Origin of the sequence: Chitinophaga sp. CF418, from assembly GCF_900142925.1 — a bacterium.
Lineage (GTDB): Bacteria > Bacteroidota > Bacteroidia > Chitinophagales > Chitinophagaceae > Chitinophaga.
On record NZ_FRCN01000007.1, the window covers coordinates 21,690 to 41,148 of the forward strand.

20 protein-coding genes and 1 tRNA gene are annotated in these 19,459 nt (G+C 42.2%); 8 read left to right on the forward strand and 13 right to left on the reverse strand.

Annotation, left to right across the window (positions count from 1 at the left end):
* Positions 1-23 precede the first annotated feature (23 nt).
* The gene (locus F3I09_RS16150) at positions 24-599 is read right to left on the reverse strand and encodes a hypothetical protein (RefSeq protein WP_149696075.1); all 576 of its coding nucleotides are present in this window, start codon (positions 597-599) and stop codon (positions 24-26) included.
* Between the two features lie 170 nt (positions 600-769).
* Here F3I09_RS16150 and F3I09_RS16155 point away from each other — a divergent pair, with 170 nt between their 5' ends.
* Positions 770-1,420 (forward strand): tetratricopeptide repeat protein, encoded by a 651-nt coding sequence (locus tag F3I09_RS16155; protein WP_149696076.1) that lies wholly within the window; start codon positions 770-772, stop codon positions 1,418-1,420.
* A 55-nt stretch (positions 1,421-1,475) separates the two neighbouring features.
* Positions 1,476-1,826 carry a hypothetical protein gene (locus F3I09_RS16160; RefSeq protein ID WP_149696077.1) on the forward strand — a complete coding sequence of 117 codons (351 nt, stop codon included), beginning with the start codon at positions 1,476-1,478 and terminating at the stop codon, positions 1,824-1,826.
* A gap of 628 nt (positions 1,827-2,454) precedes the next feature.
* Here the strand turns inward: F3I09_RS16160 and F3I09_RS16165 are convergent.
* The 9 genes from F3I09_RS16165 to F3I09_RS34770 all read right to left on the reverse strand — a co-directional run bounded on the left by F3I09_RS16165 (position 2,455) and on the right by F3I09_RS34770 (position 9,114).
* Positions 2,455-3,258, reverse strand: a complete 804-nt coding sequence (locus F3I09_RS16165) for an adenylate/guanylate cyclase domain-containing protein (RefSeq protein ID WP_149696078.1) — start codon at positions 3,256-3,258, stop codon at positions 2,455-2,457.
* A gap of 15 nt (positions 3,259-3,273) precedes the next feature.
* Complete coding sequence (locus F3I09_RS16170; RefSeq protein ID WP_149696079.1) at positions 3,274-4,290, reverse strand: adenylate/guanylate cyclase domain-containing protein; 1,017 nt, start codon at positions 4,288-4,290, stop codon at positions 3,274-3,276.
* A gap of 14 nt (positions 4,291-4,304) precedes the next feature.
* Positions 4,305-5,312, reverse strand: a complete 1,008-nt coding sequence (locus F3I09_RS16175) for an adenylate/guanylate cyclase domain-containing protein (protein WP_149696080.1) — start codon at positions 5,310-5,312, stop codon at positions 4,305-4,307.
* 3 nt (positions 5,313-5,315) lie between these two features.
* Positions 5,316-6,110, reverse strand: a complete 795-nt coding sequence (locus F3I09_RS16180; RefSeq protein WP_149696081.1) for an adenylate/guanylate cyclase domain-containing protein — start codon at positions 6,108-6,110, stop codon at positions 5,316-5,318.
* Between the two features lies 1 nt (position 6,111).
* Positions 6,112-6,774 (reverse strand): Pycsar system effector family protein, encoded by a 663-nt coding sequence (locus F3I09_RS16185; protein WP_149696082.1) that lies wholly within the window; start codon positions 6,772-6,774, stop codon positions 6,112-6,114.
* A gap of 529 nt (positions 6,775-7,303) precedes the next feature.
* Positions 7,304-7,495, reverse strand: a complete 192-nt coding sequence (locus tag F3I09_RS16190) for a hypothetical protein (RefSeq protein WP_149696083.1) — start codon at positions 7,493-7,495, stop codon at positions 7,304-7,306.
* Positions 7,496-7,792: 297 nt separating this feature from the next.
* Positions 7,793-7,866: transfer RNA gene (locus F3I09_RS16195), tRNA-Pro, on the reverse strand.
* Between the two features lie 321 nt (positions 7,867-8,187).
* Positions 8,188-8,517: a helix-turn-helix domain-containing protein gene (locus F3I09_RS34765; RefSeq protein ID WP_370512659.1), complete on the reverse strand. Its 330-nt coding sequence runs from the start codon at positions 8,515-8,517 to the stop codon at positions 8,188-8,190.
* 294 nt (positions 8,518-8,811) lie between these two features.
* Positions 8,812-9,114 (reverse strand): hypothetical protein, encoded by a 303-nt coding sequence (locus tag F3I09_RS34770; protein ID WP_370512660.1) that lies wholly within the window; start codon positions 9,112-9,114, stop codon positions 8,812-8,814.
* A gap of 180 nt (positions 9,115-9,294) precedes the next feature.
* On the opposite strand from F3I09_RS34770, the gene F3I09_RS16205 reads away from it, so the two are divergent.
* The 5 genes from F3I09_RS16205 (at position 9,295) to F3I09_RS16225 (ending at position 12,326) form a co-directional block, all read left to right on the forward strand.
* Complete coding sequence (locus F3I09_RS16205) at positions 9,295-9,849, forward strand: YceI family protein (RefSeq protein WP_149696084.1); 555 nt, start codon at positions 9,295-9,297, stop codon at positions 9,847-9,849.
* Between the two features lie 270 nt (positions 9,850-10,119).
* Entirely contained in the window at positions 10,120-10,392 is a 273-nt protein-coding gene (locus F3I09_RS16210; protein WP_149696085.1) for a hypothetical protein, read from the forward strand.
* 114 nt (positions 10,393-10,506) lie between these two features.
* On the forward strand, positions 10,507-10,953 hold the full coding sequence (locus F3I09_RS16215) for a nuclear transport factor 2 family protein (RefSeq protein WP_149696086.1): 447 nt from the start codon (positions 10,507-10,509) through the stop codon (positions 10,951-10,953).
* A 92-nt stretch (positions 10,954-11,045) separates the two neighbouring features.
* Positions 11,046-11,777, forward strand: coding sequence for a carboxymuconolactone decarboxylase family protein (locus F3I09_RS16220; protein ID WP_149696087.1), 732 nt, complete (start codon positions 11,046-11,048; stop codon positions 11,775-11,777).
* Positions 11,778-11,810: 33 nt separating this feature from the next.
* Positions 11,811-12,326 carry a cupin domain-containing protein gene (locus F3I09_RS16225; protein ID WP_188133835.1) on the forward strand — a complete coding sequence of 172 codons (516 nt, stop codon included), beginning with the start codon at positions 11,811-11,813 and terminating at the stop codon, positions 12,324-12,326.
* Positions 12,327-12,402: 76 nt separating this feature from the next.
* On the opposite strand, the gene F3I09_RS16230 is transcribed toward F3I09_RS16225, so the two are convergent.
* Positions 12,403-14,589: a DUF3857 domain-containing protein gene (locus F3I09_RS16230; RefSeq protein ID WP_149696088.1), complete on the reverse strand. Its 2,187-nt coding sequence runs from the start codon at positions 14,587-14,589 to the stop codon at positions 12,403-12,405.
* A 12-nt stretch (positions 14,590-14,601) separates the two neighbouring features.
* Positions 14,602-16,506, reverse strand: coding sequence for a transglutaminase domain-containing protein (locus tag F3I09_RS16235; RefSeq protein ID WP_149696089.1), 1,905 nt, complete (start codon positions 16,504-16,506; stop codon positions 14,602-14,604).
* A 187-nt stretch (positions 16,507-16,693) separates the two neighbouring features.
* On the opposite strand from F3I09_RS16235, the gene F3I09_RS16240 reads away from it, so the two are divergent.
* The gene (locus F3I09_RS16240) at positions 16,694-17,398 is read left to right on the forward strand and encodes a membrane or secreted protein (protein ID WP_149696090.1); all 705 of its coding nucleotides are present in this window, start codon (positions 16,694-16,696) and stop codon (positions 17,396-17,398) included.
* A gap of 181 nt (positions 17,399-17,579) precedes the next feature.
* Here the strand turns inward: F3I09_RS16240 and F3I09_RS16245 are convergent, their stop codons facing one another.
* Positions 17,580-19,376 carry a hypothetical protein gene (locus F3I09_RS16245; RefSeq protein ID WP_149696091.1) on the reverse strand — a complete coding sequence of 599 codons (1,797 nt, stop codon included), beginning with the start codon at positions 19,374-19,376 and terminating at the stop codon, positions 17,580-17,582.
* Between the last annotated feature and the right edge of the window lie 83 nt (positions 19,377-19,459).

The following is a 19,459-nucleotide window of genomic DNA, read 5'->3' on the forward strand; positions in this document are numbered from 1 at the left end:
AAGGAGAAGAAAGGGTAGGAGAACTATTGGATCATAAAGATCAGATCTTCATAATCATGCGCCCCTACGAAAACAGGGATTTCGGCCCAGGGAGCTTTTCCTTTGTTATCGTTGATGGTTTGTTTCACGAGTTCCTGCACGCGGAGTATGACGAGATATTCCTGGAGTTCGCATGCCTGCCGCAATTGATCGTTGCGGTAACCTTCGGTTTCCATGTATTTTTTGTTGGTTTCCTGCAATGCTTCATAGCCCGTGATGGTGAGGGTTTTGGGTGATTCTCCGCTAAAGTCCGCCAGCCAGTCGAGGATGCCGCGGTTGACAAGCGACTCGTAAGCCAGTAAATGTAGGAACCACTGGTCGTATTGTATGGTAAAACTGTTCATTTCCAGGTAGAGGGCCTTAATGTCCAGTTCCTCGTCTTCCGTCATGACGGTGTAAAAATAGTTGAAATATGCCGTCAACGGCCCCTTTAGGTGCAACAGGTCTTTGCCGATCACATAATGAAAGTCGGATGGTGACAGTTGGCCGAGCATCGTTTCCGTTTCCCGGATCGCAGTTTCAATTTGTCCTGCCTGGATAAGTTCCTGAATTTGTAACATGCTACAAAGAAACGGGATATCTGGTAAATGGGAGAATTTTTTATAAGAACAAACCAGACTGCCCAGGTATGCCTTCTTCGTGTAATTCATTATCATGTGTAGATAGTTTGTAGTAGGGGACAATTTTAAAACCGGCTGCCGTAGTGTATTTTTGCTTTAAACAGTATACAATGGCAAATGAATGGTTCAGAAACAAAACATGGACTGAAGCAATAGCAGTTGACTTTGAAAACCATTTACAACAGGCGGATGCCGGATTTCGAATGACAGCCCTGAAAATTCAGGGCGATAACTGGTTAGGAAGCCGCGATGTGGTTACACAACAGGCAGGCGTCGGGTTATTGGAAAAGCTGCTCACTGAATATGCACAGGAGATATACGAGGTAGCAACGGTTCAGGAGATGCTCGGTGAATATTATTACAAACTGGCGGATTTTGAAAGGGCGGAAGTATACCTGTTACCGGTTCTCCAGTTTTATAAAGAACATAAACGCGTCGGTGTGGTCGGTAAGGCCGATCTCATATTGGCTGAAATTATTTTGCTTAGTAAGGCCAGTGACCGGTTGGATGAAGCATACCAATTGATCCATAATTATCCAAACACAGGGGGAAGCCTGAGTTGGGATCATGAAGAACACTACTATTATGAGCAATTAGCGCATGTATGTTACCGCTTGGGGAAAAAAGAAGAAGCTGCGAATTGTGCGCGGAAAGCTATAGCAGTGGCTGAAACAATGGAGCTTGACTTCATGACCGGTAAAACCGCCGCCATAGAAAAATACTATCAGCAACTACCCTCGTTGGCTGAGATAGCAGGGTAATATACCTATGAGCCACGATCTTATTGAATTAAAAGAAAAAATGAAATCACTGTAAATGGAAAAACATAAGAACATTCCTGAGGCAGCCACCTGGAATGCAGCAGATAACCAGTGGGAGCTTGGACAGAAAGATGAACAGGGAAAGGAAACCGGCATCTGGGAAATGTGGCATACGGAAGGATATTACTGCGGTACCACTGACTATGGAGACGGTACGCCGCCTTTTCTTTTCAGGCGCTTCCATCCAGATGGCACACTGGCCCAGGAAGGTAACTGGTATGGCGGTAGCAAATGGCTGGGCACCTATCGTTGGATCAAAAGTTGTCAGATTGCAAAAGACGGTAGAATGGGTTATCCGAATGATCGCAGTACTAAAGTTGGATTCCGGCTTGTATTAATTCCTTAGCTAAGCGGCAAAGACGGGCAACGGCGATTACAGAAACCCACATGTGAAAATAATAATCTAATCCCCCAACTTTTTCACTTGATCCATAATCCTTGAAAATACATTTTTAACAAGAATATTTCGAACTAAAAACCCTTCAAATCCAACGATCTGAAGGGTTCATTTTTTATAGTCGGGACGACTAGATTCGAACTAGTCTCTGATTATAAGTCTGGTGGCTCGCTTTCACGGATGAGTTTTCGGTTACTCACGGATTTACTCACTACTAAATTTAGTTCGACTTACACACTCCACAGTCGGGCAGACTGGATTCGAGAAGCTTTTGCAAATAATTATTCAATTTCATACACATCTCTTCTGTTGTATATTTACGGATTACTAACCGCAGTACAGGTGGGAGACTATGTAAAGAGCTTTATACGATTTATGTTAGATCGATATGTGGCTGTTTTATGCAGATAGGTTGATGTTTTCTTATTTGTTTTAATCCTAGCAAAGAAGATGAATTCCGCTTTCACCGACATAGTAAAGACAGGATTTTTGAACATCTGATATCGTTCATTCCTTCTTTTACTCCTCATACGCTTATGAATAGACTTCGCAGCTGCGGTATGTTTTAGCCAAATTATTAACTCCTCATACGGATTGTACCCAAACATGTATATTCAGAGACGCCCTTTAGGTCTGTTAGAGGTTGGCTTTGTAGATACCACCTTTGTCCATCATCGCCTGTATAGTAACCTCTCAATGCAGTCCCATAAGATGTATACCCTAAATGCGTCCTGTCAATATGCGATGAAACAGCGCTATTTTCCAAGAAGCTGATGCTTTCATTTGGCGTAATACTTTCCAGGCGAAACAGCTCTGTCAGCGGTTTTCCTATCATCGTATATTCATTATAAAAACCGCTTTTGTTTTTGAAATAGTTTACCCTGCCGAAATGGAAAGCAACCTTACTTGAAAAATCTCCGCCTGCTGTAGCTTTGATGATGTCTTTAGCACAGGCATCAGCACACTTTAGCAGTTCCACAGGTCTTTTGTCAAGAAATGGCTGGCCGAAAACAACAATCAGCCCATCCCCAATAATCTTATCGATTTCACCGCCATGTTTGTAAATGATAGGAACAACCTTTTGGTAGTATGTATCGAAATAACTGCTGATCTCTTCTCCGGTGTAATTCGCGAAGCGAGTTGAAAAGCTGCAGACATCAACGAAAAGCAGGCAAACGCTGGCAGCTGCGCCCTTTTCAAAATAGGTCACAAAATTTTCGCCAAGCCCTGAGAGGGCTATTTCGTCAAAGCCCTTCTTTTCCAGCTCAGAAATATTGTCCTGAAATATCTGAGTGAGTTCCTTTAATGAAAAAAGGGCACTCAGTTTAGATTCCTTGCTGTACTTTTTATTGAGATATCTCACAAAATTAAGATCGGCCATGAAGTCATTATCATTTTATAGGTTCCAGGTAAAATGCTGACCAAAAACCCTGCTGTCAACATCTTTAACGGTAAATTCATCTCTCCAATATCCAGCTTTGTAAAGATCGCTCCTTAACCCTTCTGCTTTAAAGCCAGTTAAAACGCGCTCAGTAATCAGTATTGGTGGATAAGTAGAATTGCGTGTTTTTTTTTCAAAATGTACAACAAAATCTTTATCTGAATAAAGCTGACCTTTATCCATCTTGATTTTCCTTAAAAATTCAGCTTCCGACATGGATACAGTTTTCCCGTCAAGATATTCCGGCTGCATTGAGCCTGGGCTTCCAAAAGAATTTGGGGCAGGTCTGCTTAACCCCGCTGGGTATGGGTCCAGATTGACGTAATCCCACAAGCTCCGGCTGCCAAACTGGGTGTATGGTTTTATGGTAACATCATAGTAGGTTTCGGTAATCGTTTTGTTCCCTAAGTCTGTAAGCCGCGATGCCATATTTGCAGGCTTGCCTGCCCATACCAGGCCTCTGTTAGCAGCGTTGGCATTTCCCCTGCGCGGAACACCTACTTTGATCACCTTCATTGTGCCGTAATCAATGCCAATCCCGCATTTGAAATATAAGCCTTTGAATTTCTCGTTGATTACCTTATCTGCGATATGATTGATGCTAACGGCACAGCTTACCGCATTGGTATAACAGTCCTTAGTATCAAAAACAATCATTACTCGATCGCCTATGATATTGCGTGTATGACCTCCGTGAAGTCGTCCAGCCTTGATCACAGATTTAACAAAAGCAGTATAAAGTCTGCTTATGGTTACCTGCGGATAGTCTTTGTTCAGGTTCACTGATCCCCGTATATCTACATACAGAACACAGGTGTCAATAATCTTTCCCCACTTAGTTTTGCCGCCTTCATAACTCAAGCCTGGATCATTATCGTACGGCACGCTCGTGGTAGTTGAATATTCGAATTTCGTGCGCAGCAGGTCATCTACATCCGCTGCTATTTCATCCATTGTAGGTTTTACGCTCATATTAAAATATTAATTTAGTCAAACGCCCACACCACATTTCTTCCAAAAACCTTTACTTCGACATCCCTGATATCCTCAGTGAAACTATACCAGTCAATTTCCGGGGGCAGGAGGTTTTGGCTAAGACCTTCTGCAATCAGTCCGTTCATTACCCGCCCTGTCATCAGTATAGCTGGATATTGTACTGTATCCGGTATACGTTCAAATGACAGCATATGCCCCCCAGTGGTAAAGTATCCATCGGCATGATCATAGGTAGCAAAGCTATTTGCAAATTCCTCTTCAGTAAGAACTGCCGTCTCTACAGTTTTCAGATATGTTGGAAGTGCCGGAATATTTTGAGCGGGCATCCCTAGTGCTGCACGTCGTTTGTTGTCATTGTACCGTTGAACCGCAGCAGGGTTAAACGGATTCCTTTTTACACGATACAAAGTTCTTGTATCCGTTTTATTCGCCAGGTCTGTAAGTCTTGAAGCAATATTCGCCGGCTCACCTGCCCATACGAGACTTCTGTTTGGCTCCCTTTCTTTGTCTTTGCGTGGAACACCAACTTTAATAACCTTCATCAAACCGTAGTCTATACCAATTCCACAGCGAAAATTTAAGCCTGTCATCTTTGGCGCCATTACCAAACTTACAATATGATTGATCGTAACCGCGCAGTTGACAGCATTGGCAAAACAGTCCTTCGCAGGAAAAACAATCATCACACGGTCACCTATAATGTTTCTGGTATGACCGCCATGATCGCGGCCAGCTTTAATAACAGATTTAGCAAATGCGGTGTATACCTTGCCCATATTAACCGGACCTAATGTTTGAGATAGCTTTACCGAATCTCTAATGTCAACATACAGCACACAGGTTTCCAGTTCTTTTCCTCTTTTTACAGCTGCTCTATCGTGGCTAAGATCCTGATCATCTGCAGCGGGGACGTACTGTGTTTTTGCATATTCAAACTTAGTACTGAAAATATCTGCAATATCGGCATTTACATCAGCTAAGAGCGATTTTGTGTCCATATCTTATTTTAAATATTCAATAGAAAATACCCCCTGTATATTGTCCACACCTGGCAGTGCGCCTGTCTTTGTATAACTAACACCCCAGGGCAGCCCACTGGCATCAAAAAAAGTATGCCCCGCTGCAAGCGATCTGCCCTGATTTTGCCGCTTCAGCTGTTCATCATACAAAGCATTCACTTTCGTGCCAGGATAAAAGGTTACTGTCTGATCTACAGCTACGCTTTCCAATCGAAATAACTCAGTAACTGGCTTACCTATTATAGTATATTCGTTATAGAGCTGGGTTTTGTTTTTATAATAGTTTACCAGACCAAAATGAAAAGCAACCTTACTTTCAAACTCAGGTGTTGATGCCGTTGCATACAGTATTTGCCGCGCACAAAGGTCTGCTTTTAGGAAGCAATCTGCTTCAGATCCTTTCAGAAAAGGTTGACCGAAAACAGCGACAATTCCATCGCCCATAATCTTATCTATTTCACCGCCGTTTTTATAAATTATCGGGATGATGATTTTATAATACTCATCAAAGTACCTGCTGATCTGTTTCCCGTTGAGATTTTTAAATCTGGTTGAAAATTTGCAGACATCGATAAAAAGCAGAAAGACTGGCGCAGCAGCACCGTTCTCAAAATACTTTTCATAATCGCCCGGAAGCAGTTCGACTGCCCGGTCGGTAAACGCCTTTTCAAAATAGTTGGGGTCCTTGATATTAAGATGTTCAAACAGGGATCTTTCTTCTTTGAAACTTTTATCATATTTCAGGCGCAGCTGCCTGTTAACTTCCAGGTTGGCCATATCAGTAGCGGATTAAACCTTTGAGTACATAAATTATGACTGTAACTACCAAGATAGCAAGGCTGATCACAAACGCCCATACCGCTTTCCCAACAAAGACATATTTTCTGTCTGCAATGCCGGAAAGTGTATGAATTTGTTCCGTCAGGTGATCAGTATATTTATTCTCATCATCTAAAATGGCGTGTGCAGCGGCCTTATATGCTGTACTGTTACTATAATTCGCTTTGATGTTTCTGAAATACAGTATTGAATTGCCGCCGTCGTTATCCAGCCGGGGCTTTATTGCCATGAATGCATAGTAGATCGAGAACAGGCAGGAGATGCCAAACAGTACTACCAGAGAGATAATACATATTTCACCTTTGCCATTAATGGCCTGAAAAACTGATGCAGCGTTTGTATAAACTATAGTAAATAGCACCCCATAGCTCGTAAGGATGATTCCTGCCTTTCCTTCGGAAAAGCGAAGCCACTCTACAATATTTTGAAGTATCAGCCAGTACCTTTCTCCATGATCTGCGGTCTGTAACGGATTTTGGCTAGTTGTACCTGCTGGTGCATTAGGTGCTCCTGGTCGGCTGCTGGCGGGTGAAGGGGTAGCGGGATTGTTGTTAGGTCCGGGATTTCCTGTGGAACCCGCGTTGGATAAGGGCGTTGTCATTTTCTTAGAAACAATGATTTTATGTTCGACAATAAAAAGTTTACATATAAAGATAAGTAATTTTGGAGAGACAGATTTATTCCTGCTAGAACCGGTATATTACTCTGCGTGATAACATAGATCAGCGTAGGATAATTAGAAAAGAACGGAGCCACAGTAAATGCAACTTGATGTATGCCGTTATTCAATCTATCATAAAGGACTTTTAACCTAAATCGGGGAAGGCGCTGCCGCCGCGCCATTCCCCGTACCCTATCCCGGCGGGGTTCCAAACAATGGTTAGGCATTTTGTTTATAGGTTGATTTATTTCATAGTGATGACTTGTTTTAGTGAATTGTTGGATCAATCATGTCAAAGTGGTACAAGGCGGGTCAAGGCAAGCTTATTCCGTTGGATATTTCGTAAAATTTATTTAAGAGTCTTGAAAAAATGTAGGTAGCCAGCTATGTTTTGGTAATACCAAAACTTTCATTCACTTATGGCTTCGCATTCGTTCCCTTTTTCATGCTGCCGCATTCAATAGGAATATTATGTGTAATGATTTCCCGTTACATTTTCCGATTCAGAGTTCCATTGACCTTTGGGGATTTTGTCTTTCAGGCTAATTTCGACAGGCTCGCCTCCGTTCACGGTGATTCGTGCATATACCACCGCCAGCTCCTTTGCGCCTTTGACATTACGAACAATAAAGTCAATACCAAATGAGTTTTGTGCATTCATAACAGTTCAATTTTTAGGTTTTTAATGCCGTTTGTTATCACTCCCACTATCCACTCACCGTAAAGCGGTGAAATCATCACGCAAACGGCATCAAAAGGCACCAGAAAAAATGGTTTTACTTTTTGAATGCCAAAGAGTTACAACGGTTTTCGTGAGTAATATTCGGTAAAAAATTTACTCACGGATTTACTCACGAATAGAATGATATGAATTGATATAATTTGCCAGGCTGAAAAAAGAAAAAGCCCGCAAATACTGACTATTTGCGGGCTTTGAATCGAATTGAAGTGTGTTTTGTCGGGACGACTAGATTCGAACTAGCGACCCCTTGCACCCCATGCAAGTGCGCTACCGGGCTGCGCTACGTCCCGAACCGGTACGCGCCGCTTTTTCAACGGCGGGATGCAAATGTAACAATAAATTTCATTTTTAAAAATTTTTAAGCACTTATTTTCCAGACCCTACGAACCTATCGGCAGCGTTTTATGTAGTTGACTATCAGTTTACTACAGGATGCATTAAATGGCAGCCGATGTTGTCTTTTGGCGATTATAGTTCGCTCCTCCGGCGAAAATTGAATTTTTGCAATTTCCCTTTAATGGATGCCAACCGGGTCCAAGGCCCCTTTTGGGTTCGAAATATTCTTTCATGACTTTAATACCGATCTTTTTTTGGCCCTCGATCCTTAGGGTTTATAATCTTGAATTAAATGACTGGCGAAACTCCAACGGCGTTTGGCTGGTTTTTGTCTTGAATACCTTATTAAACGACTGTGAATGTTTAAAGCCTAATTCATAAGCAATCTCTGATACGGATAGATCGGTTGTAGATAATTTTTCCTTTGCAAAGTCCATTAACTTGTCTTGCAGAAACTGTTGAGTCGTCTGTCCTGTAATAGCCCTCAGTAAGCGGCTTAAATAGTTTGACGAAATATGCAATTCATCAGCTATGAATTGAACTGTAGGCATTCCTTTTACTGCCAGATCATTACGTTTAAAGTATTCACTGATCAAGAATTCCAATTTCTCCAGAATTTTATGATTATCTTTTTTCCTGGTAATGAATTGCCTTTGATAAAACCGCTCAGCATATGCTAATATTAATTCGATCTGTGCCAGTATTATATCCTGGCTACAGGCATCGATTCCACTATGATACTCCTGAGATATATTTTCGAAAATATTTATGATAATTGTTTCCTCATTGGCTGAAAGATGTAACGCCTCATTAACGTTGTAATTGAAATATTCGTATTGTTTAATTTTTTTTGCCAGCGGTGTATTCCAGAGAAAATCAGGGTGGATAAGTAATTGCCATCAGGTATGATTAGATTCCTGTATTGATGCGTCGATACTTATTAACTGCTTCGGCAGCATAAAATGTAAAACGCCTTTGTTAAAATCAATTTCCTTCTGTCCATACCAAAATTTTGCGTTGACGTTCTTTTTTAGTGCAATGGTATAAAAATTTCGAATTAAACTCGTAATACCACTATCTGGCATCCAACTCGCCTCTTCGCACTTTGTAATGCTTAATAAAGGATGCTCTGGCTCAGGACGATTACTCAATTGGTGAAACTCAGCAATTGTATTGATATGAATTTTATTCAGCACTTGCATAGCGAAATAATGATCTTTTTCTGAAAAACCTACGTATTTGCAAATTTAGGCCAGTTTTTTAAAGCTTCAACTCGTTTTATGCTTAGGGCAGATTAGACTACAGTAAAGTCAGATTGGGCTACATGACTTTGCGATTCGTTTTCGAACATTGCATTTTTATTAATCATCAAAAAAACAACAATGAGTAACGTAAAGTGGATATCAGATCCTTTACATAGCGAATTAGGCTTTAAGATCAGGCACCTGATGATCAGTAATGTCTCTGGTTTCATTAAGCACTTTCGGGTAGAAGTAGAAACCCTTGAAGAAGATTTTAGCAAAGCTTCCATATTGCTAACAGCGGACATGAGTACGCTCAGTACCAATAATGAGCAAAGAGACAAGCACCTGCATTCAAAGGATTTTTTTGAAGTAGACAATTATCCAGATTTAACATTCAGATCAACGAATATTGAAAAGATTAACAATGAAAAATTCGTTTTAAGTGGTGAATTAACTTTAAAGGGCATAACAAAGCCAGTCGTTATGGATGCGGAATTTAACGGTATAATAAGAGATCCTGAAAGAGGTACAAAAGCCGGTTTTACTATTACAGGCAAAATTAATCGTAGTGGCTGGGGAGTTAGTTTTAACCGTGTTTTGGAATCAGGAGGGGTTGGATTGGGAGAAGATGTAAATATCATAAGTGAAATACAGTTGGCAAAACAGGAAGCGACTGAATCAATCGCGATTTGAATATTGGCAATTATTCAATACGTATTATCTAACATAGATATTTGAGTAATTGAATTTGGATAATGGTTTCCAAAAATGGTTCGAAGTTTATCCAGTCGTCCCCAAAAAAAAAGAAAAGGTTCTGATAAAATCAGCACCTTTTTTTATGTCATATTACGTATACATACTCAGAAGTGAATTAATCAACAAGTATTATTGTGGCCAAACAGATGATATTGTACAACGCTCATCAAAGGATGCAAAGTTGCCGATGGACCTCAATCGGCAATAATGGTAGTAAAAGCAGTAATCTGTATACCAATCGGCGCGTTTTCAATCTGGAACTTCGCAATAGTAAATTGCAACGGAAAAGTAATTGGAAAACAAAGTATTAAAATCGAAATCATACAGAAGATCAAATTGAACGACGGAGTAAAAATGGGTTTGGCGTTTTTCAGAATCCTGATGTGCAGAAACGAGGAAAATAAAATTATCTACTGGAGGCCTGAGTATGTAAATAGGGCTGTAACAAAATTGGTTGATTTCTTTGGTAAAAACTTTTGATAAAGGGGGAAGGACAGATTACCGGATAATGAATACTGCAATTACAGAAGCGAATGGTGAGGTTAGACATAATCGGAAAAGTGGTCTATTATATACGTTTAAATAATCATCGATATGAAAACGGTAACTCTCAGTCTACTCTTGACCATTATAGGTATGCAATGGTCCTTTGCACAAAATTCTCCTGTTGACCAGGAAATCATTAAACTTTCCAGGGACAAGTGGCAGTGGATGGCTGACAAAAATGTAGGTGTTCTGGACAGCCTTTTCCATGAAAAATCCATGTTTGTTCACATGGGAGGATCATGGGGAAAACAACAGGAACTCAATGTGATCAAAACCGGTGGTATCTGGTACAAGAAAACGGACATCCACGAAGTTTCTGTGAACATTATCGACAATACGGCTATTCTCCTGAACAGAATCGATCTGTTGGCCATTGTTGGCGGCAACGAGGTCACTAACCCGTTTATGGTTACAGAAGTTTATATTAAACAGAACGGATCATGGAAGCTTGGCTCATTATCGTTCACAAGGTTACTTACTCCTGGTGGTAAATAATTTCGGCGAGATGGTTCCGCAGTTGCTACACCCGATCCTAAGAAGACAAGACTGGATGTCATAGAAAAGGGTACAAAAAATATTAAATAGCAATGAAGAAAAATAGAATACTCATAGCATTAATTATCACCCTAAGCTCCATTTCTGTTACGTTGAATGCGCAGACTACCCAAAATGAAAAGTTGATATTAAGTTCCAAGGAGCAAAGTCTTGTTGCTATTGCTGCCTCTACTGCAAAAGGTAATCTTTCAAAGCTGAAAACGGAACTAAATACAGGACTTGAAGCGGGTTTGACTGTCAACCAAATAAAAGAGATTATTGTACATATTTATGCCTATGCAGGTTTTCCCCGTAGCATCCGTGGCTTGCAGACATTTATGGCCGTATTGGATGAACGAAAGGGCAGAGGTATTAATGATGTGCCGGGTGCAGAAGCGTCGCCAATAAATAATGATAGCAGCAAGTATGAACGTGGTAAGGCGATATTGGAAAAATTAACGGGTGTCCCTGAAACCGGCCCTAAAAAAGGTTATGCGGCTTTTGCCCCTATAATAGAAATTTTTCTTAAAGAGCATTTATTCGCCGATATTTTTGAAAGGGACGTATTGACCTATGCAGAAAGGGAATTGGTAACCGTATCGGTATTGAGCAGTATCGGGAGGGTAGAGCCGATGTTACAAGCACATTTGAAAATCTGTCTGAATGTCGGCTTAACGGTTGAGCAACTGCACCAGGTCGTGGCTATCATTAAATCTACAGCCGGTAAAAAAGAAGCCATAGCTGCCCGAAAGGTATTGGATGAGGTGTTAGAAAGCAGGAAGTAAAATCTGAAGCTGTTGAACTAAAGAATATTGACAATGAGAAATACAAGATTAACAGAAAGTATCTTGACTGTTTCGGCAATATGTGTTGCAGTAGTAGTATTGTCCTGTAACAATCGTAAAGGGCAGCAATCTGATATCGTTAAAACAGATGCGGATATGGTTTTTCCAAAGGGTGAAAAAGTAACAAGCAATAATTTTACAGGAACGGTATGGGTAAATTATCTGATAGAATCCGATACTGTGCACAATGTAAACATCGGATCGGTAACGTTTGAGCCAGGCGCAAGAACCAACTGGCATTACCACAAAGGAGGCCAAATACTTTTGGTAACTGATGGAAGAGGTTTATACCAGGAAAAAGGAAAGCCTGTTGAGATCATTAAAAAAGGTGATGTAGTGAAATGTTCGCCAAACATAGAACATTGGCATGGGGCTACGCCCACAGACGGCATGACTCATATTGCTATAGGGACCAATACAAATATAGGAGGCGCAGTATGGCTGAAACCGGTAACAGATGGGGAATACCATAGCGGCGAAAAACAGTAACCGTGGCTTACCAACCTGCAAATCAACAACCTGGCAGTGCTACTTGTGCTGCCAGGTTGTTCTTTGACAGCAATGGTTAAATCTTCTTTAACAGTACTTTCTGTTTGTTAAAATCAGACGCTGCATCCATAAACGCCATCATTTGCACCCAGTTTACAGATTGTTCATGCTGATGCTTATAGACCTTTTTAATTGTTACTACAAGCTTTCCATCTTCCATTTTAGTGGTGCTCTCAAATGAGCCTGTATCATTGTTAACAGATTTGTTCAGGTTCTCTACACCTTCCAGCTGATAACCCTGGGGAATGTTAATGAGAATATCGTATGATACTGTACGGGGGAAAGGCATATTAATATCATAAGTACGTTTACGTTCCTCCGGCGAGAGTTCTATCTGTTCAGTGATCAGTTTACCAATATCCAGCATATAGTTATTGCCTGCTTTCTTCACAAACCCATCCACTGTGAATGATTCATGCATGGTCAAAGGCTTGTTCTGTTTCTCCAGCCCCTGCTCTGCTACTTTAAAATAAGTAACAGCGGTGGGTTTGGTACCGTACTCACTGGCTATATTGGCGCTCACCGTTTCGTCCATATCTTTGCGGGCTTTACTGAAGGCTACGTCAAATTCATTGGCTCTTTTCCTGTACGAACCGGAAGCCAGCAGGTCTTCATCTCTAGACGAAGATACATGCAGGTTTTTGCGTTCTTCACTCAGCATATCTTCATACAATAGCATGTCGAGATAGTTGTAGCGATATTGCCCTGTCACGCGAATAATACGGTCTATGCTTAGCTGCTGCATATTGTCTGCTGCAAAGTTCACATTAATCTTCTCAGCATCTATGTTCTGATCGGCACTGCTCATTGGCAGGTTGATTTTTTTAAACGAGGCATCTTTCTCTCTTGAGCTACCGCTTACGCTTACAGTGTAGGCCTGTTGGCCTTCCAACCGGGGAGGCAGCTCATCGGGGAAGCTCTGCATGCTGCTCATGGAACAGTACATGGGTTTATCGTCCGGATAGGCAATGATGAAGTAATCCAGATCGTCCAATGATACTACGTCTTGCAGGGTACCTACCTGGCGGGGCACAGCAGCCGCCAGTTCAGTAGGAATATCATAGCGGATTAGCAGTTGCCTGAATACGTTGGATGTATAGTGTTGCCGTGGGGTGTAAGTCTTTCTCTGTTGTCCTACTTCAATGGAAGTACCTATAGAGGTTTCTTTATAAAGAGATGCATAACGGATGTAATAGTAAGCCAGCTCGGCGATGGTCCTTTTGTTCACATCTCTTTCCCTTACGCCGGTCCTTGTTGCATAATCATGCAACACAGCGGGAAAGCCACTTATAACAGCTCCGAGGGTAGCATATGCGGCATTTACACTGATAATCTCATATGTCAGGAAACGGCGGATGCGCTCTTCATTCATTCCGTTCGTGATTTCTTTACTTTTTAACCCATTGTAGGTCAGGCGCAGGGTCGGTAACGCCCTTTGCTCGTAGAACCAACGCTCGTCTGTTACTTTGGGTACATCCGTTTTGTGAATGGAGAATACATAATCGTCTCCCTCCTGGCTGCGATGCAGCGCAGACTGTTCATCATTCAGATAGCGCCAGGATACGCCCATTTTCCTGTCCACATTCACGTTTAGTGAAAAGTCAAGCATGGGGTATTTTTCACCTATTGAAAAATCCAGGGGATCGGGAGATGCGTAATAGCTGCTGGCATCTTTATTTGTTCTTACATAGAAGTCGATGATGTCTCCTACCTGCAGATCAGAGATGGCGATCTTTTGTTTTTTGTCGTCCTGCTCATCTTTAACGCTCACAGCGTCGTTCATATCAATGTCTCGTTGCTGGCCATTGGGTTTAATCACGCGTATGCCCATGTAAGAGGTGAGTTTAACACCACTGTACCATCCGCCACTTTTCAGTTTCTGCAGGTTAAACTCAGAGTAATTTTCCAGGGCAGCTTTGTCCTGAATTTTGATACGCTCGTGCAGCGTGACTGCGATATGATCTTTGCGGCGGTTATGATCTGCGCCTAATGTGAAATTCATCGCAATGATCACAGCCGATTCATTACTGTATTTTTGGGGAATATCTGTTCTGGCGAAAGCAGGGTCTTTAGCGTCCCATATTTCCTGTTTCACCTGTGTGGCTTCTTCCTGGTACTCTCTTTCTTGTTTTGACTGGGCCCGGGCCTGGTAAATTGTACAGAGTAGAAGGGAGGAAAGGAATACAAATTTGTACTTATACATAGGTAATAGAATTTATTGTCGGGAAACGGTGATCTGCTCCAGGTATTTCTTTGACAGAGCAGTAATGGCTTTGTTCCATTCACCAAAGCTGGCTTTTGCCAGATAGGTATTATTAATTTTCAGTTGTTTGCGATAGCTGATCTTATTGCCAACGGTTTTATAAGTAATATCAAAGCTGAAATTGGGAGATGTAATGTGCAGATCTTCTGGCAGCATAAGTATTTTGCAACTGTTGGGAATGGTGAGTTCTGTTTCAGTGATATAATTAGATTTTGTGCCAAAGCGGAAATCGGTGGTGCGCTTCACTGTATCGATCGTGGCGTTGTTAAATTCTTTATTATAATCAATATCAATGTACATTTCTTTGCCGAACGATGACACAGCGTCCTGATACAGGAGGTCAAAATCTACTTCCAGTTTGCCGTCCCGCTGGTCCAGAGGAGAGGTAGTTACGTTGGAAATTTTATAGTGGCTGTTACTATTGGTGATGTAATGTTCCAGCGCTGTTTGCACCCGGTCTTTTTTAGTGAGGTTGACAGTATAGAGCAGATCTGATTTACTTTCGCCGTTATACTGATATTTTATCTTACCGTTCATATTGTTGCCATCTATGGTCAGGGATTCTGTGAAGAGGCGGATGTTCTGCTCCGGGGTGACCGCAGGGATATTTTCCAGTAAGCAGTTGTCACCATTCTCTATCATTACCTGACGACCTGCTATGCGTTCTGCGTAGATGCCAGGCTGCATATACTTCTCTGTAGCGTCGAGGAACCACCATTTGTTGTTGTACTTCAGCGCACAGATCATGTGGTTGTCAGCATTGAGCGAAGGTATGCTGTGATCATACATGATGTGATTGGTCCCTATCCAGCATAGGCGTGCATCCAGGCCACAGCGTAGCAATAGTTCTTTGGTGAGATTGGCCATGCCTTTACAATCCCCATATTTTTTTCGCATCACCTCATGGGCTTCATCGGGTTTAAAGCCGGCCAGGCCGTCTTCAAAGGCAATGTAGCGAATGTTTTCTTCTACCCAGTAAAAGATGGCTTTCATCTGGGCAAACGGATCTGTAATGCCGGTGGTGATCTCACGGGCTTTGGCGCCCAGGGCTGTGGTATCTGGGTGTAGCTGGGTGGTCAGGTTATGACACCATTGGTAAAGATCGTTCGTCGTATTGAAATAAGTATTTTTTTCTCCGTTATAGTTAGCCGCTTTGCTGCGCACGAGGATATGCGGGTATATCCAGGTAGGGCCAGGGCTCATGCTTGTCGACTTCATGGCAGGGAGCTCAGTGGCGGTATAAGTATAGACGTCGGCGTCTTTATCTTTATTGTAAGTTTTTTCGGTTTTAATGTGTTGCCCTTTGAAATGGAAGGTATGAATTTCAATGTCCATCCAGCGAGGAACAATAACGGTGACCTTCTTTTGCTTTTCCGGATAGTCTTCGTTCAGATAGACGGTGGTGAGATAACGGGGATCTTTGATCTCTTTTTCTATGGTCACTTCACTGTGGGAACCCTGTCGGGTAAAGGGTAGGGTAAAGTGACAGATTCTCAGATCTGAATAGAAGTATTCGTCTATGTTTAGATAATCGAAGGCAGGTTCTATACTCCTTGCTTTTTTACCATCTACAGTAATAGTCACATTTTTAATCTCCTCCTGGCCGTTATAGCTTTCAGAGAAGGGAATGGCGGAGCGGAAACCGTTGCATATAAAGTCTTTGTAGAGGGTTTCTTTGACGGTTATCTGCTTTTGGCGGGTATCGTATTGAAATTCGTACGTTTCATCTACGTTGGCCAGTTCTATGTTATCATCGGTTTTCTGGGCGTGTACAGAAAGGGGATAGTATAAGAACAACCATATACTCAGACAGAGAAGCCGTCTGACATGAAAACGGATTAGCACCTGAAGCTTCATAGTAAGGGAAGAATTGGTAATTTTGAACACTAAAGTACTAAAAAAGAGATTATTTTATATTAAATAATAAAGTAGGTGCTTTATCTGGAGAAGGCACAGATCCTCTACGAAAAAACTAACTTGATAAGAAGCCGGAGGATATCCCCCCAGCTTATGCCGTATATTTATACACATAAATCCACCAATTATGAAAACACTTATCAAACGCGTCTTCACGTTACTATTAACCATTGTAACCATTGCCCAATCAAACGCCCAATCGGAAGTGCTCGGTGCATGGAAATCTACTGCTGGTACTACTACTTCACTGATGCTGGTTACGCCCGCTTATTTCAGTATCACGGTATATGATACTGCTGGTTTTAAATCCACGTTCGGAGGAACCTGGTCAGGATCATCTGATAACACCGGCGTCACTAAAATCGAGTTTAATTCAGCGGAGCCATCACAAGTAGGAAAACAACTTGGAGCCACTGTTGACTTCCATGGGGACGAGCTGGTAACTACATTAAACGGTAACAAGACTACCTGGACAAGAGTTGATAACGGCAACAGCGAAATGACAGGCGTGTGGCAGATAACAGGCAGGGAAACGAATGGTACAATGAGTGCTATGAACCCCGGCGACAGAAAGACGATCAAGATACTTACCAGCACCAAATTCCAATGGATCGCGATGAACACGAAAACTGGTGAATTCTTTGGTACAGGCGGAGGCTCTTACACTTTTGCAAACGGTGTTTATACGGAGAACATCGAATTCTTTTCAAGAGATAACAGCAGAGTTGGTGCATCTCTAACCTTTAAAGGCAGCGTAAATGGCGATAAGTGGGATCACAGTGGCAAGAGCTCAAAAGGTGATCCTATCCATGAAGAATGGACGCGCAAATGATGATGGCAGATAGCAGAGTAAATGCCTGGCATCCAATGGTGAAAAACGAAATGACTACTGGCAGATGGCTTGGGTTATAATGAAGAAAGGCGTTTTAACACGCCTTCCTTCATTATAATGAGGTGTTTTCCGGGTGGTGTTCCGGTAATGAAATAAGCGCCCCGGAAAGGGAAATAAAGCGTTATTTCTTCTGATCCTGATCTATCTTCTTCAGCATTTTATTCAGCGGTTTTATTTTGCTGAAAACATGGCTTAATGCCCCGGGTTGTAATGAATTATTACTGTGGCAGGTAAAGCAGGTGAAGCTGGTAGACTGGAAATAAGTTTCCATTGTACTGTTGGCCAACACGCTCGTACCAATAGCGCCACCTGAGGTGGAATCTACCGGATATATACTGCCCGTTGGAGCTGCTCCGCCAAATGTCCATACAGCACCAATAAACAGGTAGTTTTTCCTGAGATCTTTACCTGGTATCATACTCATTATCGAGTTATTAATAGAGATAAGCTCAGTATTGGATGCAGAGGCACTTGTATCCTGCTGGTTAGGAACTGTACCTATAGCTGTTCCAAAAGGGAACAGGCGCTGTGTATTGCTGGAGGCTATAGTATTCCCTGTAGTCGCTATCAGGTTGCTGGCTGAGTCCACATTGATATAAGGTACATTATAGGAACCACCAGCAGCATTGCTGTTAAAGAGCCAGGAGCCGGCATCTGCGGCAACGGTCTGCACCTGGCCTTTGCTGTTGATATACTGATATGCTGCATTCGGTGTATTGCTCTGGTGCTCAAAGGTGGCCCATATCATCTCCGGATGTCCCGCTACACTTCCGACAATATGTATACCCACCAGTGCGAGCTTCGCCTTTTGCTGTCCAACAGGTTTCCAGAATGTATTCGAAGAAGCATCGTATGTCGGGATCATCGCATCCATCAGGAAATAGTCTTCCGGATTAGCCAGGCTGTCAGCTATTACCCACGAGGTTTTCAATTCCATCGCCAGTGCGTTTGAATCAGTAGGGACAAGGTAGCCATGGCTCTTTGCATAATTTACAAGACATGTCCTTTCTGGGGCAGTGGTTGGAAACTGCTTGCTGGAAATACTATCATTTTTGAAATTCGGATCGTTAATGGCAGTCAGGTAGTAGGCATACATGTCGTTCACCATGGTGATATAATATACCAGGGAATTATTTTGTGCGATCAACGCGTTGGATGTAGCCTGATCTATTCCCGCATCTACTTCATTACCGTTGATGTCGAGGATGACTGTGCCATTGCTGGTAGGAAAAGCATGGAGCACATTTTCAGGATGAACCAGCTTCGTAACGATGGACGGCTGTTCAATTTTATTGCCTGTTTTATCTTTTAACAGAACAGGTCCGTTAGCGGCCTTCTCTACGTTGCTCAGTTCTAAGAGTTTACCGGCTTTATTTTTTACCAACACTTTTTCTCCTGCTTTATGGACCATTACTTCAAACAAGCGGCCTTTTTTGTCTCTGAAAACCGGTAATCTGTTGGGGCCGTTTTTCTCTACGCTGCTCGTGGCCGGAGGTATTATTCCCGGCGTATGTTTCTCCAGCATTAACCCACCGGCAGGATCGGATACTACGTTATAAAATACCGGAGAAGCCATCACGGTTCCTGCATACTCCTGTGAAGAAGAAGTGATCCACAGGAACATACGTTCTGACCATTGATAGAAGTCACAGTTGTTCTGATGTCCGAAGGTGACGCTGTTTGGAGGAGTTACCGCCCCGTTTTCAGTAGCTGCGCCACTTTTAAACCAGGTATTAAATGTGTCTTTTGATACAGTGCAGGTAGCCATCGCATCCTGAGGCAGCTTAATGCTGGAATAGGGTGTATTCTGACCTACGCTTTCAGTGGTTTTGTTACTGTTACTGCTGTTGCAGGCGCCCAGCCATATGAGGGTAACAGCTGCGATGAGGGAAATACCGACAATTACTTTTTTTTTCATGTTGTGTGTTTTTAAACGTGTGGTGATATACAGGGAATCGATTTTGAATTGAAGTAACAGCCACGACTGATCTGGTTATACTG

Bases quoted from the DNA above. Each gene is read 5' to 3' on its own strand.
- F3I09_RS16155 (WP_149696076.1), top strand. From the start codon at position 770: ATGGCAAATGAATGGTTCAGAAACAAAACATGGACTGAAGCAATAGCA.
- F3I09_RS16170 (WP_149696079.1), bottom strand. From the start codon at position 4,290: ATGAGCGTAAAACCTACAATGGATGAAATAGCAGCGGATGTAGATGAC.
- F3I09_RS16180 (WP_149696081.1), bottom strand. From the start codon at position 6,110: ATGGCCAACCTGGAAGTTAACAGGCAGCTGCGCCTGAAATATGATAAA.
- F3I09_RS34770 (WP_370512660.1), bottom strand. From the start codon at position 9,114: ATGCAAGTGCTGAATAAAATTCATATCAATACAATTGCTGAGTTTCAC.
- F3I09_RS16190 (WP_149696083.1), bottom strand. From the start codon at position 7,495: ATGAATGCACAAAACTCATTTGGTATTGACTTTATTGTTCGTAATGTC.
- F3I09_RS16185 (WP_149696082.1), bottom strand. From the start codon at position 6,774: ATGACAACGCCCTTATCCAACGCGGGTTCCACAGGAAATCCCGGACCT.
- F3I09_RS16205 (WP_149696084.1), top strand. From the start codon at position 9,295: ATGAGTAACGTAAAGTGGATATCAGATCCTTTACATAGCGAATTAGGC.
- F3I09_RS16150 (WP_149696075.1), bottom strand. From the start codon at position 599: ATGTTACAAATTCAGGAACTTATCCAGGCAGGACAAATTGAAACTGCG.
- F3I09_RS16165 (WP_149696078.1), bottom strand. From the start codon at position 3,258: ATGGCCGATCTTAATTTTGTGAGATATCTCAATAAAAAGTACAGCAAG.
- F3I09_RS16175 (WP_149696080.1), bottom strand. From the start codon at position 5,312: ATGGACACAAAATCGCTCTTAGCTGATGTAAATGCCGATATTGCAGAT.
- F3I09_RS16240 (WP_149696090.1), top strand. From the start codon at position 16,694: ATGAAAACACTTATCAAACGCGTCTTCACGTTACTATTAACCATTGTA.
- F3I09_RS16245 (WP_149696091.1), bottom strand. From the start codon at position 19,376: ATGAAAAAAAAAGTAATTGTCGGTATTTCCCTCATCGCAGCTGTTACC.
- F3I09_RS16160 (WP_149696077.1), top strand. From the start codon at position 1,476: ATGGAAAAACATAAGAACATTCCTGAGGCAGCCACCTGGAATGCAGCA.
- F3I09_RS16225 (WP_188133835.1), top strand. From the start codon at position 11,811: ATGAGAAATACAAGATTAACAGAAAGTATCTTGACTGTTTCGGCAATA.
- F3I09_RS16220 (WP_149696087.1), top strand. From the start codon at position 11,046: ATGAAGAAAAATAGAATACTCATAGCATTAATTATCACCCTAAGCTCC.
- F3I09_RS16215 (WP_149696086.1), top strand. From the start codon at position 10,507: ATGAAAACGGTAACTCTCAGTCTACTCTTGACCATTATAGGTATGCAA.
- F3I09_RS16235 (WP_149696089.1), bottom strand. From the start codon at position 16,506: ATGAAGCTTCAGGTGCTAATCCGTTTTCATGTCAGACGGCTTCTCTGT.
- F3I09_RS16210 (WP_149696085.1), top strand. From the start codon at position 10,120: ATGGTAGTAAAAGCAGTAATCTGTATACCAATCGGCGCGTTTTCAATC.
- F3I09_RS16230 (WP_149696088.1), bottom strand. From the start codon at position 14,589: ATGTATAAGTACAAATTTGTATTCCTTTCCTCCCTTCTACTCTGTACA.